The sequence below is a fragment of the Comamonas serinivorans genome (assembly GCF_002158865.1).
GTDB lineage: Bacteria > Pseudomonadota > Gammaproteobacteria > Burkholderiales > Burkholderiaceae_C > Comamonas_E > Comamonas_E serinivorans.
Window position 1 is genome coordinate 3,346,625 of sequence record NZ_CP021455.1, and the last position, 15,926, is coordinate 3,362,550.

The following is a 15,926-nucleotide window of genomic DNA, read 5'->3' on the forward strand; positions in this document are numbered from 1 at the left end:
TGGCCCGCAAGCGATTTGCCCGCCAACCGCGCCCGCACGTGGCCTTGCCGCCTGCACCCGGGCCTGCCACGCATCGCAGCCCACACACGCCGCCGCCCCACCATGCCACCATCCGGCTTCGCCTTGACCAGGACCCCACCCGCCCCATGAAGCACCAACCGCCCTCCTTCCACCCCGCCAGCGCCTCGCAGACCGGCCTCGTCATCGCCAGCCATGGCCGCCATTGCGTGGTGGAGACGCCGGACGGCGAGCGGGTGATCTGCCATCCGCGCGGCAAGAAGAGCGCCGTGGTCGTGGGCGATCGTGTGGCTTGGCAGACCAGCGGCGATGAAGGCGTGATCGAACGCGTGCTGGAACGGCGCAACCTGCTCTACCGGCAGGACGAAATCCGCACCAAGTCCTTTGCCGCCAACATCGACCTGGTGCTGGTGCTGGTGGCCGCCGAGCCGGTGTTCTCGGAAAAGCAGCTCACGCGGGCGCTGATCGCGGCCGAGGCGGCGCACATCCAACCCCTGGTCGCGCTGAACAAAAGCGACCTGACCGAGCCCTTCGCCCACGCCTGGGCCCGCCTGGCCCCCTACCGCGACATGGGCTACGCCGTGGTGCCGCTGGGCCTGGAGCACGACGCCGACGCCGAGCTGGCGCCCCTGCGCGAGCTGCTGGCCGGCCGCGCCACCCTGGTGCTGGGCCCCTCGGGCGCGGGCAAGTCCACGCTCATCAACCGCCTGGTGCCGGGCGCCAAGGCGCTCACGCGCGAGATCTCGCAGGTGCTGAACACCGGCAAGCACACCACCACCAGCACGAGCTGGTACTGGCTGGATGCGGCGCGCACCACGGCCTTGATCGACTCGCCCGGCTTTCAGGAATTCGGCCTGCACCACATCGAACCCGCTCAGCTGCCCGCTTACATGCCCGACCTGCGCCGCCACGTGAAAGACTGCCGCTTCTACAACTGCACCCACCTGCACGAACCCGGCTGCGGCGTGCGCGCCGAAGTCGTCTGGCCCTTCGAACCCGGGCGGATCAGCGAGAACCGCTACGCGATCTATGAAGAGCTGTTCGCCGAACTCAGCGCGCCGCGCTACTGAGTGCGCGACCGCCGGCTTGGCGCCATGGCGGGGCATGAGCCGCCGCACGGATTCGCCCGGTCGGTGACGCGTCGGCGGTGCAGCCGCCGGCGCAGCCCAGCGCGGCTCCGCACGCCGCGCTGCGCTGGGACACCTGCGGGACCGCAACCGTGCTGGTCTGGCCCATCACGCGGACCACGACCCAGCCTGGCGCGCTGCACGTCCGCACGCAAGACAGCCGGGTCGTGATGATCGGACGGGCCACGGCGCCTGCGCCGGACACCCAGCCAGGCAGCGCCAAGGTGAACAGCCCTGATCTGGCCCGCCAACAGACAGTCGGTGGGCTGCACGGCAGCCAGACGCTGCGCTTCGGACATGGCTTTGGCCGGCATCGCACGGCCAGAGGGCTTGCGGAGCCTGCTGCTGTCACCGTTGCGCGGGTGCCGGCTGCAGGGACTGCATTTCTTGCCCCTCGGCTGCCTGAGACGTCGGGAAGCGCTGGCGCGGCGCCGCCTGCAGCGCGGCATGGCCCGGCGCCCCGCCGCGAGGCCGGCGAATCAACCGAAGCGGTAGCTCGACACGGTCAGTCCGCCCATGAAGTCGCGCTGGTGGTAGCTGTGGCGGCCCACATCGGCGCCGGCCGCACCGGCAGCCACCATCAACGGCAGCAGGTGCTCTTCACGCGGGTGCGCCAGGCGAGCGGCCGGGGCGTCGGTCCAGGCCCGCAGGCGGGCGTCGCGCTCGGCCTGCGGTTGCTGCACGGCCTCGCTCAGCCAGGCATCGAACGCCTGCGAGGCGGCGTGCCCGGGCGGGCCGAAGGCACGCAGGTTGTGGTACGACAGGCCGCTGCCGACGATGAGCACGTCCTCGTCGCGCAGCGGAGCCAGCGCCTGCCCCAGGACCAGGTGGGCCTGCGGGTCCAGGCCGCGTTTCAGCGACAGCTGCACCACGGGCACGCGGGCATCGGGGTACATGGCCTGCATGGGCGAAAACATGCCGTGGTCGTACCCGCGCTCGTCGTCCTGCGCCACGGCCAGGCCGGCCGCGCGCAGCAGCACGCTCACCCGGTCGGCCAGGGCAGGATCACCCGCGGAGGGGTACTGCACGGCGTAGGTGTAGGCCGGAAAGCCCCCGTAGTCGTACACCATGCCGGGCCGGGCGGCACGCTGCACCGTGAATTCGGGCGCTTCCCAGTGGGCCGACACCATGAGGATGGCGCGCGGATCACGCCCCACCTCGGCCGGCATGCGCGCCAGCGAAGCGGCCAGTTCGCGGTACGCCGTGTCCCGCTCAGGCATCCAGGGCCAGGGCCCGCCCCCGTGCGAGATGTAGTAAACGGGCAGGCGCGAGCCAGGGGCGGCAGAGGATTCGGGTGTGGACATGACAAGCCTCGGAAAGCAGGATGGCCCTCACATGGCGTCGCCGGTGAGCCATTGCAAGCGCTGCGAGCGCGCGGGCCACCATTGTCCACGTCCGCCTGAGGGCAGGCCTGACGGCATGCGCCCCACCGTGCACGGCCTTCGGCAGCCTGCCCCAGGCACGGCGACCTGGCACGCCATGCACCTCGTATTTCAACAGTATCCTCAGGTTTCGGATCATTCAAGATCGGAAATCTGACCATACTCCATCACATCACACTTCACCATCCCCGCGCAGGGACCAGCGCTGACCATGCCGAGGCGCCGGGGGCCAGTGCGCCGCCTGCGGCCCGGCGGACGCTGCCGGCGCCTCGCTGGCCGCGCCTGGCTCGCCTTGCCCATCGAGCCAGCGGGCCGCCGACATCCAGCCGCCGTGGCTGACAACCAGCGCCTGCGGCGGCAGGGCCTGCCGAATCCGCGTCACGCGCTGCAGCAGCATGGCCACGGATTCGCCCCCGCCGGGGCGCGTGTGCGTCAGGTCGCGTGCCCAGGCGTCGATCTCGGCCACGGGGATGTCGGCCCAGAGCTGGCCATCCCAGCCGCCAAAGTCGCTCTCCCGCAGGTCGCGCAGCACCGTGTGACGCCAACCCCAGCGCGCCAGCCAGCGCCCCACGGCCCGGCTGCGCTGCAGGTCCGAGGTCCACACCCGGCGCGCCAGGCCCTGGCGGCGCGCAAAGGCCTGGATGCGCCGCGCCACGCGCTTGGCCTTGCGCCGGTCCACGGGCAGGTCGGTGTGGCCGATGCAGCGGCCTGCGCTGCCCATGGCCTTGGGGTGGCGCCAGACGTGCAGCGCATCGGCGAGCACGGCATCGCCTGCGGCCATCGCGCGCACGCGACCGGCTTGGCCCGATGCCCGCGCCGGCTTGCCCGTGCCGGTCGTCATGCCAGCCACCCCGGGGCCTGGCCAGCCAGCACCAGCAGCATGAGCGCCTCGGCCCCCTGCTCGGTCGCGCCCAGTGCATCGCCGGTGAAGCCACCCAGGCGCCGGCGCAGCCAGGCGCGCATCCACAGCACCCAGGCCAGCAGCAGCACGGCCGCCAGGGCCAGGCGCAGGCCGGGCAGCGGCAGCGCCAGCGCCAGCGCGCTCCAGCCCAGGGCCGGCAACACCAGCGCCGCCGGCACGTCCAGCGCCAGGGGCTTGGCCTTGGCATGCTCGGCGTCGCCGCCATACGGCAGGCTGACCATGAGCAGCACGGCGCTGGCGCGCGCCCACATGTGCGTGGCGACCAGGGCGGCGCAGGCCAGCGCGACATCGTGTGCCGCCAGCGTGGCCAGCAGGCCGATGCGCAAGCCGGTGACCACCAGCAAGCCCACCGTGCCGTAGGTGCCGATGCGCGAATCCTTCATGATGAGCAGCGCCTTCTCGCGCGGGACCCAGCCCATCAGGGCGTCACAGGTGTCGGCCAGGCCGTCTTCGTGAAAGGCGCAGGTCAGCCAGGCCGTGGCCCCCACGGCCAGCGTGGCCGCCACCCAGGCCGGCCAGAAGGCCGCCGCCAGCGCCAGCACCGCGGCGCCGAACGCGCCCACGAGCGCGCCCACGAGCGGAAAGTGGCGCACGCAGGTCGTCAGCCACGCGGCGTCGAAACCCACCCAGCGCGGGATGGGCACGCGCGTGAGGAACTGCAGCGCGATGCAGCACAGGGCCAGCTCGTGACGCAGCCAGCCCATCACACCCACCTGTGGCAGTACGCCATGCTGCCGTTGATGTTCACATCGGCAACGAATCCATACTGCATCAATCGATCACCTGGCACCGTCATGCGGGCGCACCCGCGGCGGCGCTCTGGGTCGACACGCCGGCCGAGGCAAAGCTCGCCATGTCGGCCAGCATGACCACGGCGGCGCGCAGCAGCGGCCAGGCCAGGGTCGCGCCCGAGCCCTCGCCCAGGCGCAGGTCCAGCTGCAGCAACGGGCGGGCGCCCAGGCGCTGCAGCCAGCGCGCGTGGCCGCTTTCGGCACTGCAGTGGGCGAACACGCAATAGCCCAGCACCTGGGGTGCCAGCGCCGCCGCCACCGCCACGGCGGCCGTGGTGATGAAGCCATCGACCACGACCACGCGGCGCTCGTGCGCGGCCTGCAGCACGGCGCCCACCAGGCTCGCCACCTCCAGCCCGCCCAGGGCCGCCAGCACGGCCAAGGCATCGCCCGAGGCCGCCGCTGCCGCATTGGCGGCCACGGCCCGCGCCAGCGTGGCCTGCTTGCGCGCCAGGCCGGCGGCATCCAGGCCCGTGCCCGCGCCCACGCAATCGGCCAGCGGTGTGCCGGTCAAGGCATGCATGAGCAGGGCCGCGGGCGAGGTGTTGCCGATGCCCATTTCGCCCAGCAGCACGGCATTGCCGGGGCTGGCCTGCACCACGGCGCGGCCCTTGGCGATGGCCTGCAGGGCCTGCGCCAGCGTCAGCGCCGGGCCCTGGGTGCTGTCGGCCGAGCCATGCGCCACGCCGGCCACCTTGGCGATGGTGAGTTCGGGGTGCGGCTCAAAGTCGGCGGCCACGCCGCAATCGACCACGCGCTGCGCCACGCCGTTGGCGCGGGCCAGCACCGACACGGCCGCACCGTGGGCCAGGAAGTTGCGCACCATCTGCGGCGTGACTTCGACCGGGTAGGCCGACACGCCCTGGCGCGCGATGCCGTGGTCGGCGGCAAACACCATGACCTGGGGCGCGTGCAGCTGCGGGCTGGACGTGCCCTGGATCAGGCCGATCTGCAGCGCCAGCCGCTCCAGCTGGCCGAGGGCGCCCAGGGGCTTGGTTTTTTCATCGAGGCGGGCCTGCAGGGCCGCGGCCAATTCGGGCTGGGCCTGGGCGTCGGCAGCAGGCAGGCTGCTGGCCCAGGTCTGCAAGTCCTGCGGACTGGCAAGGTTCAAGGGAGACATGCGGTACAGGTGCGGCGCGCCTCACGGTCGACATTGGCCAGCGCGCGCACCGCCGAATTATCGCGGTCGCCGCCCGCGCGCCGGGCCGGCCCGCATGCCGTGACGGCCGCAGGCCTTGGCAGGCCAGGGGTCAAGCGGGTGGCCCCTGCGCCAGGACACAGAAATGCAGCATGACCCCAATGTCGTTCATTTCAAAACGACGATGAGGCCATACTGCATCATCCACACCGCTATCGCTGCAAAGCTGAAGGGGCGCTCGGATCCCGCGGCGCTGAGCGCCGCGAGGTGGCAGCGGCCAGCCGGCGGCACCAGACGCCCGCCCGGTCCAGCCCTCAGGCCGCTTCGTTGCTGCCCAGGAAGCCGCCGCTCTGGTGCGTCCACAGCCGGGCGTAGACGCCGCCCAGCGCCAGCAGCTGCTGGTGCGTGCCCTCTTCCACGATGCGGCCGGCGTCGAGCACGATCAGCCGATCCATGGCCGCGATGGTGGACAGGCGGTGCGCGATGGCGATCACCGTTTTGCCGTGCATCAGCTCATCCAGGCTTTCCTGGATGGCGGCCTCGACCTCGCTGTCGAGCGCGCTGGTGGCTTCGTCGAGCAGCAGGATGGGCGAATCCTTGAGCATGACGCGCGCGATCGCCACACGCTGGCGCTGGCCGCCCGAGAGCTTGACGCCGCGCTCGCCCACCTGGGCGTCGTAGCCGCTGCGGCCCTTGAGGTCGGTCAGGTTGGCGATGAACTCGGCCGCCTGCGCGCGCTCGGCCGCGGCCTGCATGGCGGCTTCGCCGGCATCGGGCCGGCCGTAGAGGATGTTGTCGCGCATGGAGCGGTGCAGCAGCGAGGTGTCCTGCGTCACCATGCCGATGGCGCCGCGCAGGCTGTCCTGGGTGACGTGGCGGATGTCCTGGCCGTCGATGGTGATGCGCCCGGTCTGCGGCTCGTGGAAGCGCAGCAGCAGGTTGACCAGCGTGGACTTGCCCGCACCCGAGCGGCCGATGAGGCCGATGCGCTCGCCCGCGCGGATGGTGAGCTGCAGGTGGTCGATGACCTGCTTGCCGCCGTCCTTGTAGGCAAAGCTCACGTCTTCGAAGGCGATGGTGCCGCGCGTGACCTCCAGCGGCTGGGCGTTGGGCTCGTCGACGATGGTGCGCGGCTTGGTCAGCGTCTGGATGCCGTCCTGGATGGTGCCCACGTTCTCGAACAGGCCCGTCATCTGCCACATGATCCAGTGCGAATAGCCCATCAGGCGCAGCGCCATGGCGATGATGGCCGCCACCACGCCGGCGCTGGCCTGGCCCTGCGTCCACAGGTAAAGCGCCGTGCCGCCCGAGCCCAGCAGCAGCAGCGCGATCATCAGGTGGTTGGTGATCTCGAACAGGCTGACCAGCCGCATCTGCGCGTAGCCCGTGGACTTGAAGGCCTCCATGGCGTTGCGCGCGTACTCGGCCTCGCGCCGGGTGTGCGCAAACAGCTTCACGGTGGCGATGTTGGTGTAGGCGTCGGTGACGCGGCCCGTCATCATCGAGCGCGCGTCGGCCTGCTCCTTGCCGATCTTGCCCAGCCGCGGCACGAAGAAGAAGCAGGCGCCCGTGTAGGCCAGGAACCAGATCGCGAACGGGATCATCAGCCGCCACTCGAAGCTGCCCGCCAGGATCAGGATGCCCACCATGTACACGCCGACGCCCACCAGCACGTCCACCACCAGGAACACCACTTCGCGCACCGACAGCGCCGTCTGCATGATCTTGGTGGTGATGCGGCCGGCGAACTCGTCGGCATAGAAGGACATGCTCTGCCCCAGCATCAGCCGGTGGAACACCCAGCGCAGGCGCATGGGGAAGTTGATCGCCAGCACCTGGTGCATGACCTGCGTATGCAGCGCCAGCAGCGCCACGCTGCCCAGCAGGATGGCGACGATGCCGGTCAGCGTGCCGCGCTGCTCGGCCCAGAAATGCGTGGGCGACACGGTGGCCAGCCAATCGACGACGTGGCCCATGATGGCGAACAGCAGCGCCTCGTAGACCGAGAGCGCCGCGGAGGTCAGCATCAGCAGCGCGATCCAGCCGCGCATGCCCTGCGTGCAGGCCCAGATGAAGGCGAAAAAGCCCTTGGGCGGGACCAGGGGCTCTGCGGGAGGATACGGGGGAACCCGTTTTTCAAACCAGCCAAACAAAGGCGTACTCCAGGGGACGGGCGGGCGGACGGCTGCCGCCCGTCGGGTGAACGGGGTGCCCCGACGCGGTCTCGTGCGCCCTGCCGGGCGGGGTTGGGGTTGGGGACGGCCCGAAAGGAAAAAGGCTGCAAGCATAGGCCAGTCGAGCCGACCTTGCTGGCTGCCACCAGGGCCGGTAGGGCCTTTACGGCTTGGCCCTGTGATGGGTGGTTAATGGTGCGCCATGTTGAGAGCGGCAACCGCCAGACCCTCGCGAACGAAGCAGAAGTCCGCACGGATGCCGATGCTCACCCTGCTCAAGCAGGCACAGATCGAGAAGCGGGCAGCCAATGCCCAGCGGTGAGGATCGCCTCAGGCAGACCTCATCGGGAAACGAGCGGTCAAGGCGCGTTCAACAACCCGGCCAGGCTGTGCCGAACGAAGTGCACAAAGGCCGCCATCGCCTGCGCATCGGCATCGAAGTGGGCGCCTGAGCGGTAGGCGTCCCGCGCCTGGCGCAGCAGCACCTGGTGCGCCACCGGCAAGCGCGGCAGCAACCAATCGGCCGCAGCGTCCTTGGGCGCGATGGCGCCCGTCTCGGCGGTGAACGCGATGCGGGCCAGCGCCAGCACGATGTTGCGCTCGTCGCCGGCCCAGTCCGCCGGCTCTCGCCACTGGGCGATGGTCTCCGCCAGCGCACGCACGACATCCGCGCGCGGCACGGGCTCGAACAGTGCAGAGGCAGGCGGGCCCACGAGGGCCACGCTGCACCGCCTGGCCTGGGTCAGCAGAAGGGCGAGGTCCGGGTCCGGCATGGCCGGCTCGACCACCCCGGCGAGCAAGTCCTCGCGCAGCCATTCCCCAAACTGCAGCTCGCGGCGGGCGGGATGGCGCCAGGGCAGGATGGCCTCGCGGGCGAGCACGGTCACCTCCAGCGCCCGCCGGTTGGCGTCCTGGCCCGACGGCGCCGACACCGCCAGCAGCGCCTGCAACACGGCACGCCGCGTGTCCTCGTCGGGTCGCGCCGCCACGGTGACGAGCAGGTCGATGTCGCTGAGCGGCTTCAGGCCGCCGTCCAGCGCCGAGCTAAACAGATGGATCGCCACCACCTGCGCGGGCTGCAGGTGGTGCTCGATCACCGCCCTCGCCTGCGCAAGCTGCGCGGCGATGGCGGCGGGCACCACATCGCCTGCCCTGATCACGCGTAGTGCACGACCGAGCGGATCGACTTGCCTTCGTGCATCAGGTCGAACGCCTCGTTGATGCCGGTCAGCGGCATGGTGTGCGTGACGAAGGGCTCGAGCTGGATCTTGCCGGCCATGGCGTCTTCCACCATGCCCGGCAGCTCGCTGCGGCCTTTGACGCCGCCGAAGGCCGTGCCCAGCCACTTGCGGCCCGTGACCAACTGGAACGGCCGCGTGGAGATCTCCTGGCCCGCGCCCGCCACGCCGATGATCACGCTCTGGCCCCAGCCGCGGTGGGCACATTCCAGCGCCGCGCGCATCACCTGGGTGTTGCCGATGCACTCGAAGCTGTGGTCCACGCCCCAGCCCGTCATCTCGACGATGACCTGCTGGATGGGCTTGTCAAAGTCCTTGGGGTTGATGCAATCGGTGGCGCCAAAGGTCTTGGCCAGGTCGAACTTGCCGGGGTTGGTGTCCACGGCAATGATGCGGCCGGCCTTGGCCAGCTTGGCGCCCTGGATCACCGCCAGGCCGATGCCGCCCAGACCGAACACGGCGACGGTGTCGCCTTCCTGCACCTTGGCCGTGTTCTTGACGGCGCCCAGGCCCGTGGTCACGCCGCAGCCCAGCAGGCAGACCTGCTCGGGGTTGGCGTCGGGGCTGATCTTGGCCAGCGAGACCTCGGCCACCACGGTGTACTCGCTGAAGGTGGAGCAGCCCATGTAGTGGTAGATGGGCTGGCCGTTGTAGCTGAAGCGCGTGGTGCCGTTGGGCATCACGCCCTTGCCCTGGGTGGCGCGCACCGACACGCACAGGTTGGTCTTGCCGCTCTTGCAGAACAGGCATTCGCCGCATTCGGCCGTGTAGAGCGGAATCACATGGTCGCCGGGCTTGACGCTGGTCACGCCTTCGCCCACTTCCACCACGATGCCCGCGCCCTCATGGCCCAGCACGGCGGGGAAGATGCCTTCCGGATCGTCGCCGGACAAAGTGAAGGCGTCGGTGTGGCAGACGCCGGTGTGCGTGATCTTGATCAGCACCTCGCCTTTTTGCGGCGGGGCCACGTCGATCTCGACGATTTGCAGGGGTTCTCCGGCCTTGAAGGCAACGGCGGCGCGGGATTTCATGAGCAGTCTCTCGGGTGAAGGTTGACAATCGAGTGTATGCAGTATGGCCTTGCTCCCGTTGAGTATTCAACGGCAAACCCTGCATACTGCACACTGAAATGACAAACGGCGCCTGAGCGCCGCTTGCTTCCGACTTGCGCCGGGATGAATGCGCGGGCGTTCAGCCCCGCACCTTACTTCATGTACGAACGCACCAGGCGGATGACCTGTTCCACCTCGGTGGCGGCCTTGGCACCCTTGCCCAGGGTCTGGCGCATGTGATCGTCCAGCAGCTCGGCCATCAGGCCGTCGGTGGCGCCGCGCATGGCCGACACCTGCTGCAGCAGCTTCGAGCTTTCCACGTTTTCGTTCACGGCGCGCTCAAGCGCCTGGGCCTGGCCCTGGATGCGGCGCAGACGGGCAACGGCTTTCTTTTTGGCTTCAGCAGAATTGGCCATGGTGTGACTCTCCAAAGATCCTCTGGTCGATCAAGGCGTCACACACCGCCCGAGGAGCGGCAGCGCATGAGCACGAAACTCACTGAACACAAGTGGTGATTTGCACGACAACCAAGCTGAAGCGCTTATCCCAAGCGACCTCAGCCTCCGTACTGCAACCTCGCGCAGATGAATGGAGAGAGTATGCAGCAAAAACAACCTTTGTTGCGTGAGCGTGCGCGCCGATACCTATTTTTTTGACGCACAGTGGTGTACTAGCTGCATCCACACACTCTGCAAGCATGCATGTCTGCGGTGCATACCAGTAAGCTGCGCGGCCCGGGCGTGTGCCTGCCCCAGCGCATTGCCCACTCGCTCGAACGGCCTGCCCGGCGTGGCTTGGGCGCCACGATGGCACCCGCCGAATCGCCGCCATCGGACAGTGGGCGACAAGCTCTGGCAAAATCACGCCATGTCGATCTGCGCCCCGCTTGCCAACCTGTCCATGACTGCATGGGCTGGCATGGGCGTGCGCATCGCCAAAACCACGACCATTAAAGGCTGAAAACGCCTGGATACGTCGTGCGCCCCTCCTGGACTGCAAGACGTTCCAGGACAGCCGAATCGCAATTGCAATTTGTCTGAAAGGCGCTGATCATGAAATCCGGAAATTTGGTGGGCCTCGTCGGCTGGCGTGGCATGGTGGGTTCTGTGCTCATGGACCGCATGCTGGCGGAACGTGACTTCGACGTGATCGAGCCCGTGTTCTTCTCCACCTCCAACGTGGGCGGCGCTGCCCCCGCCATGGCGAAGAACGAAACGACGCTCAAGGATGCGTTCGACGTGGCCGAACTGGCCAAGTGCGACATCATCATCACCTGCCAGGGCGGCGACTACACGACCGAGGTATTCCCCAAGCTGCGCGCCGCCGGCTGGAAAGGCCACTGGATCGACGCCGCATCGACCCTGCGCATGAAGGACGACGCCGTCATCGTGCTGGACCCGGTCAACATGCCCGTGATTCAGGACGCCCTGGCCAAGGGTGGCAACAACTGGATCGGCGGCAACTGCACCGTGAGCTGCATGCTGATGGGGGTGGGCGCGCTGTACAAGGCCGGTCTGGTCGAATGGATGAGCACCCAGACCTACCAGGCGGCTTCGGGCGGTGGCGCCCAACACATGCGCGAGCTGCTGACCCAATACGGCACGCTGAACGCCGAGGTCAAGGCCCTGCTGGACGACCCCAAGAGCGCCATCCTCGAAATCGACCGCATGGTCATCGCCAAGCAGCGCGCGCTGTCCGCCGCGGAAACCGCCAACTTCCTGGTGCCGCTGGGCGGTTCGCTGATCCCGTGGATCGACAAGGACCTGGGCAACGGCATGTCCAAGGAAGAATGGAAGGGCATGGCCGAAACGAACAAGATCCTCGGCCAAGGCGAAGGCTTCAGCGCGCCGGCCACGCCCGTGGATGGCTTTTGCGTGCGCGTGGGCGCCATGCGCTGCCACAGCCAGGCCTTGACCTTCAAGCTCAAGAAGGACGTGCCCGTGGCCGACATCGAGGCCATGATCGCGGCCGACAACGAGTGGGTGAAGGTGGTGCCCAACACCAAGGATGCCACCCTGCAGGACCTGACGCCCGTGGCCGTCACCGGCACCATGACCATTCCTGTGGGCCGCATCCGCAAGCTGGCCATGGGCCCCGAGTACGTCGGCGCCTTCACCATCGGTGATCAGCTGCTGTGGGGTGCCGCCGAGCCCCTGCGCCGCATGCTGCGCATCGTTTTGACGCACTGATGCGGTGACGCAGTGCCCGTTCCTGCATGTGGAACGGGCCGGCAGCCCGGTGAGCGACGGTCAATCGTTGTGGTCGAACAACGAAAACAAGTGTTAAAACCGTAACAAACCAACTGCCCACAAACTTGATGCAGCGGCCAGCTTGTCTACCTAAGGCATTGCTGCTAACTTCAAAATTCAAGTTTCGTGTCGATTATCTGCGTCTCACATGCATAACAATTTTCAACTTCCAAAGAGGAACGGCTGGACCCTCAAGTCCAGCCTGGCGACATTGGCCGTCACGGTCGTGCTGAGCGGCGCCTCGTGGGACGCACAGGCTTTGGCACTCGGCGAGATCAATGTCTACTCTGCGCTGGGCCAGCCGTTCCGTGCCGAAGTGGATGTGACGCAGCTCTCGGCTGCCGAAGCCAATGGCCTGAAGGCGGCGATCGCCTCCCGCGCGGCCTACCAAAGCGCCGGGGTGGAATACAACCCCGTCGTCTCCAAGATTCGCGTCTCGGTGCAAAAGCGTGCGGATGGCAAGACCTTCCTGCGCCTGAGCAGCCAGGACCCCATTCACGAGCCCTACCTCGGCATCGTGGTCGACACCAACTGGGCCTCGGGCCGCGTGGTGCGCGATTTCACGGTGCTGCTCGACCCCCCCGAAACCAAGCGCGCGGCCGTGGACGTCACGCCCGCCCAAACCGCGCTGCCCGCGCCGGCGACCCGCCCGGTTGCACCGCCCCCCCTCGCCCAGCCGGCACCACCCCCCGCGGCCAGCACCGAGCCCCCCTCCGAGCGCGACGCACGGCTGGCCCGCGCCATGGCCCAGGCCGAAGGGCGCGCCGCCCCCGCGCGGCGGCGGCAGACCAGCGCAGCCGCCGCGATGCCCCCGCCTCCCGTCAGGCCCCCAGCGTCAGCGCCGCGCCTGCCCCTGCCAGCGCCAGCGGCAACCAGCTCAACGTGAACCGGGGTGACACGGCGGGCCGCCTGGCGGCCGCCAACCTGCCGGCCAACGTGTCGCTGGATCAGATGCTGGTGGCCATGCTGCGCGCCAATCCCGATGCCTTCGTCGGCGGCAACGTCAACCGCCTGCGCGCTGGCGCCGTGCTCACGCTGCCGACGGCCGAAGAAGCCAGCGCCGTGTCGACCCAGCAGGCTCGCCGCACCATCGTGGCCCAAAGCCGCGACTTCAACCAGTACCGCCAGGGCCTGGGCCGCAACGCCCCGCGCGTGAGGGCCGCCGAGGGCGGCCAATCCGCAGCCGGCTCGGTGCAGTCGGACGTGAAAGCCCCCACCGCCGCCGCATCGGATGGCAGCAAGCTGGTGGTCGATCCGTCCAGCCAGGAGACCCGCAAGGCCGCGGCTGCGGCCAAGCAGGCCGAGCGCGCCGAACTCAACCAGCGCAAAGCCGAACTCGATCGCACGCGCAAAGAGCTGGAAGCCCTGGCGACGGCCTCCAAGCCCGCCCCCAGCCCCAGCCCTGTCGCCGCCGCGCCAACCCCGGCACCTGGCATCACCGTGCCCGTGGCACCGGTGGTCACCCCCCAGGCTTCGGTGGCCGCACCGGCCACCCCCGTGGCGCCGCCTGCCGCGCCCGTGGTCGAAGCCGCTGCATCGCCGGTGCCTGCCGCGTCCGAACTGATCGCGCTGCCGGCTGTTGATGCCGCCAGCAGCACGGAACCGGCCGCCAATGCGGTGGCGCCCGAAGCCAGCGCGCCGGCCTCCGCGGCGTCGGCCGCCGCCACACCCAAGCCCAAGCGCTCCCTGCCCCCGCCCCCACCGGCCCCGGAGCCGTCGTTCCTGGATGGCGTGATGGACAACCCGCTGCCCTGGGGTGTGGGCGCACTGGCCATCCTTGGCGGCCTGGGCTTCCTGGCGTCCCGCGCACGCAAGAAGAAGGCGACCAGCGACGACGGCGCCTCCGACAGCGAATTCATCGAAAGCCGCCTGCAGCCCGATTCCTTCTTCGACGCCAGCGGCGGTCAACAGGTCAACACCCAAGAGCCCCGGGCCTCGACCGGCAACGTCACCTCCATGGCCTACTCGCCCAGCCAGCTGGATGCGGCCGGCGATGTGGACCCGGTGGCCGAAGCTGACGTCTACCTCGCCTACGGCCGCGACATGCAGGCCGAGGAAATCCTCAAGGAAGCCCTGCACACCACACCCGAGCGCGTGGCCATCTACCGCAAGCTGCTGGAAATCTACGCCAAGCGCCGCGACACCAAGGCCTTCGAAGAGCTGGCCACCCAGCTGCGCGACCGCACGCAAGGCCAGGGTGACGACTGGGCCAAGGTGGCCGAGCTGGGCAACGAGCTCGACCCCGGCAACCCCCTGTACAAGGGCAACAGCGCAGACCTGCTGTCCAAGGCCCCGGTGAATGCGCCGGTGTTCGGCTCGTCCACCCTGCCCTCGCCCGATCACCTGGGCCTGGACGACACGCGCCTGGACCTCGAACTCAACGGCGACTCGCGCCTGATGTCCGACGAGGAGGAGCGTCAGCGTCCCAAGGGGCTGGCCACCTACGCGGCACCGCCCGACACCAAGGCCCCCAGATCGAAGACGACCGCGATCAACCGCTCGCCTTCGACCTGAGCCTGGACAGCGAGCCACTGCCGAATTCGGCTCCCACCATGCCGGCCCCGATCGAGTCGCCCGAGCCGGCCACGGCCCCCGCCACCCTGCATGCCAACCTGCACAACCCCAACGAGGGCATGCTGGAGTTCGACATGGGGGCCCTGAGCATCGACCCCGACTCGCGCAGCTTCGACGCCCAGGACAGCATCGCACCCGACGACGAGGACGAGGATCCGCTGGCCACCAAGCTCTCGCTGGCACGCGAGTTCCACGCGATCGGCGACACCGACGGCGCACGCGCCCTGGTGAAGGAAGTGATTGCCGAGGCCGACGGCGCCGTCAAGGCGCGCGCCGAGCGCTTCCTGGCAGAATTGAGCTGATGCTCAAACGCCACGCCAGCCAGTACCCCCACACCGCCGTTCAGTCACTGGACGGCATGCCCCGATACCCCCGAGGTCACGCATGAGGATGGCCTTGGGAGTCGCCTACGACGGGCGAGCCTACCAAGGCTGGCAAAGCCAGCCCAGTGGGCAAACCGTCCAGGACAAGCTCGAGGCCGCACTTGCGGCCTTTTCCACGGTAGCCATCCACACCCTGTGTGCGGGTCGCACCGATGCCGGGGTGCACGGGCTCATGCAGGTCGTGCATTTCGACACCGAGATCGCGCGCGACGCGTTTTCGTGGGTGCGCGGCACCAACCGCTACCTGCCGCCCGACATCGCCGTGCAGTGGGCGCACGACGTGCCAGACAGCTTCCACGCGCGGGCCAGCGCCACGGCGCGCCGCTACGCCTACATCGTGCTCGAGTCCCCGGTGCGCCCGGCGCTGGAAACCGGCCGCGCGGGCTGGACGTTTCGCCCGCTGAACGGCGACGCCATGCGGGCCGCAGCCGCGCACCTGCTCGGTGAACACGATTTCAGCTCATTCCGCGCCAGCGCCTGCCAGGCGCTCACGCCCATCAAGACCGTGCGCCGCATCGACATCACGCAGCGCGGCGCCTACTGGCGGTTCGAGTTCGAAGCCAGCGCCTTTTTGCACCACATGGTGCGCAACATCATGGGCTGCCTCATCGCGGTGGGCCAGGGCCTGCAGCCGCCCGAGTGGCTGATCGAGGTGCTGGCGGCGCGCAGCCGCGACGCGGCCGCCCCCACCTTCGCGCCCGACGGGCTGTACTTTCTGGGCCCGGTCTACGACCCGGCCTGGCGGTTGCCGACGGCGGTCGCTGGCTATGATTGGCTACCCTGATCGCTCATCCAGGCGCGATCATTTGAGGAGTATGCCTTGATTGCCGATTTTCCTTAAACGGCAACGCCGCCATACTCCATCATTCGAACCAACC

Annotated in this window: 14 protein-coding genes; 6 read left to right on the forward strand and 8 right to left on the reverse strand. The window is 69.1% G+C overall.

The window, feature by feature from the left end; translation table 11 throughout:
• Positions 1-146 precede the first annotated feature (146 nt).
• Positions 147-1,088 carry a ribosome small subunit-dependent GTPase A gene (gene rsgA, locus CCO03_RS14245; protein ID WP_087282100.1) on the forward strand — a complete coding sequence of 314 codons (942 nt, stop codon included), beginning with the start codon at positions 147-149 and terminating at the stop codon, positions 1,086-1,088.
• Positions 1,089-1,624: 536 nt separating this feature from the next.
• Here rsgA and CCO03_RS14250 read toward each other — a convergent pair.
• The 8 genes from CCO03_RS14250 to CCO03_RS14285 form a co-directional block, all read right to left on the reverse strand.
• The gene (locus CCO03_RS14250) at positions 1,625-2,449 is read right to left on the reverse strand and encodes a DODA-type extradiol aromatic ring-opening family dioxygenase (protein WP_087282104.1); all 825 of its coding nucleotides are present in this window, start codon (positions 2,447-2,449) and stop codon (positions 1,625-1,627) included.
• Between the two features lie 250 nt (positions 2,450-2,699).
• On the reverse strand, positions 2,700-3,368 hold the full coding sequence (locus CCO03_RS14255; RefSeq protein ID WP_236903846.1) for a histidine phosphatase family protein: 669 nt from the start codon (positions 3,366-3,368) through the stop codon (positions 2,700-2,702).
• Positions 3,365-4,153, reverse strand: a complete 789-nt coding sequence (cobS, locus tag CCO03_RS14260) for an adenosylcobinamide-GDP ribazoletransferase (protein WP_205690308.1) — start codon at positions 4,151-4,153, stop codon at positions 3,365-3,367. The genes CCO03_RS14255 and cobS overlap by 4 nt, the downstream gene beginning before the upstream one ends.
• Positions 4,154-4,241: 88 nt before the next feature.
• Entirely contained in the window at positions 4,242-5,360 is a 1,119-nt protein-coding gene (gene cobT / locus CCO03_RS14265; protein WP_087282107.1) for a nicotinate-nucleotide--dimethylbenzimidazole phosphoribosyltransferase, read from the reverse strand.
• A 332-nt stretch (positions 5,361-5,692) separates the two neighbouring features.
• Entirely contained in the window at positions 5,693-7,531 is a 1,839-nt protein-coding gene (locus tag CCO03_RS14270; protein ID WP_087282109.1) for an ABC transporter ATP-binding protein, read from the reverse strand.
• A gap of 380 nt (positions 7,532-7,911) precedes the next feature.
• Entirely contained in the window at positions 7,912-8,709 is a 798-nt protein-coding gene (locus tag CCO03_RS14275) for an aminoglycoside adenylyltransferase family protein (protein WP_087284726.1), read from the reverse strand.
• Positions 8,709-9,821 carry an S-(hydroxymethyl)glutathione dehydrogenase/class III alcohol dehydrogenase gene (locus CCO03_RS14280; RefSeq protein WP_087282111.1) on the reverse strand — a complete coding sequence of 371 codons (1,113 nt, stop codon included), beginning with the start codon at positions 9,819-9,821 and terminating at the stop codon, positions 8,709-8,711. The genes CCO03_RS14275 and CCO03_RS14280 overlap by 1 nt, the downstream gene beginning before the upstream one ends.
• Before the next feature lie 173 nt (positions 9,822-9,994).
• Positions 9,995-10,258: a metal/formaldehyde-sensitive transcriptional repressor gene (locus tag CCO03_RS14285; RefSeq protein ID WP_087282113.1), complete on the reverse strand. Its 264-nt coding sequence runs from the start codon at positions 10,256-10,258 to the stop codon at positions 9,995-9,997.
• 636 nt (positions 10,259-10,894) lie between these two features.
• On the opposite strand from CCO03_RS14285, the gene asd reads away from it, so the two are divergent.
• The 5 genes from asd (at position 10,895) to truA (ending at position 15,832) form a co-directional block, all read left to right on the forward strand.
• The gene (asd, locus tag CCO03_RS14290; protein ID WP_087282115.1) at positions 10,895-12,031 is read left to right on the forward strand and encodes an aspartate-semialdehyde dehydrogenase; all 1,137 of its coding nucleotides are present in this window, start codon (positions 10,895-10,897) and stop codon (positions 12,029-12,031) included.
• 208 nt (positions 12,032-12,239) lie between these two features.
• Positions 12,240-12,977, forward strand: a complete 738-nt coding sequence (locus CCO03_RS19845) for a type IV pilus assembly protein FimV (protein WP_157667693.1) — start codon at positions 12,240-12,242, stop codon at positions 12,975-12,977.
• Positions 12,974-14,605 carry a type IV pilus assembly protein FimV gene (locus CCO03_RS14295; protein WP_157667694.1) on the forward strand — a complete coding sequence of 544 codons (1,632 nt, stop codon included), beginning with the start codon at positions 12,974-12,976 and terminating at the stop codon, positions 14,603-14,605. Before CCO03_RS19845 ends, CCO03_RS14295 begins: the two co-directional genes overlap by 4 nt.
• Before the next feature lie 38 nt (positions 14,606-14,643).
• Complete coding sequence (locus tag CCO03_RS14300) at positions 14,644-14,967, forward strand: FimV/HubP family polar landmark protein (RefSeq protein ID WP_087282120.1); 324 nt, start codon at positions 14,644-14,646, stop codon at positions 14,965-14,967.
• Positions 14,968-15,049: 82 nt separating this feature from the next.
• A complete protein-coding gene (truA, locus tag CCO03_RS14305) occupies positions 15,050-15,832 on the forward strand; it encodes a tRNA pseudouridine(38-40) synthase TruA (RefSeq protein ID WP_087282122.1) in 783 nt (260 codons plus the stop codon).
• Positions 15,833-15,926 lie beyond the last annotated feature (94 nt).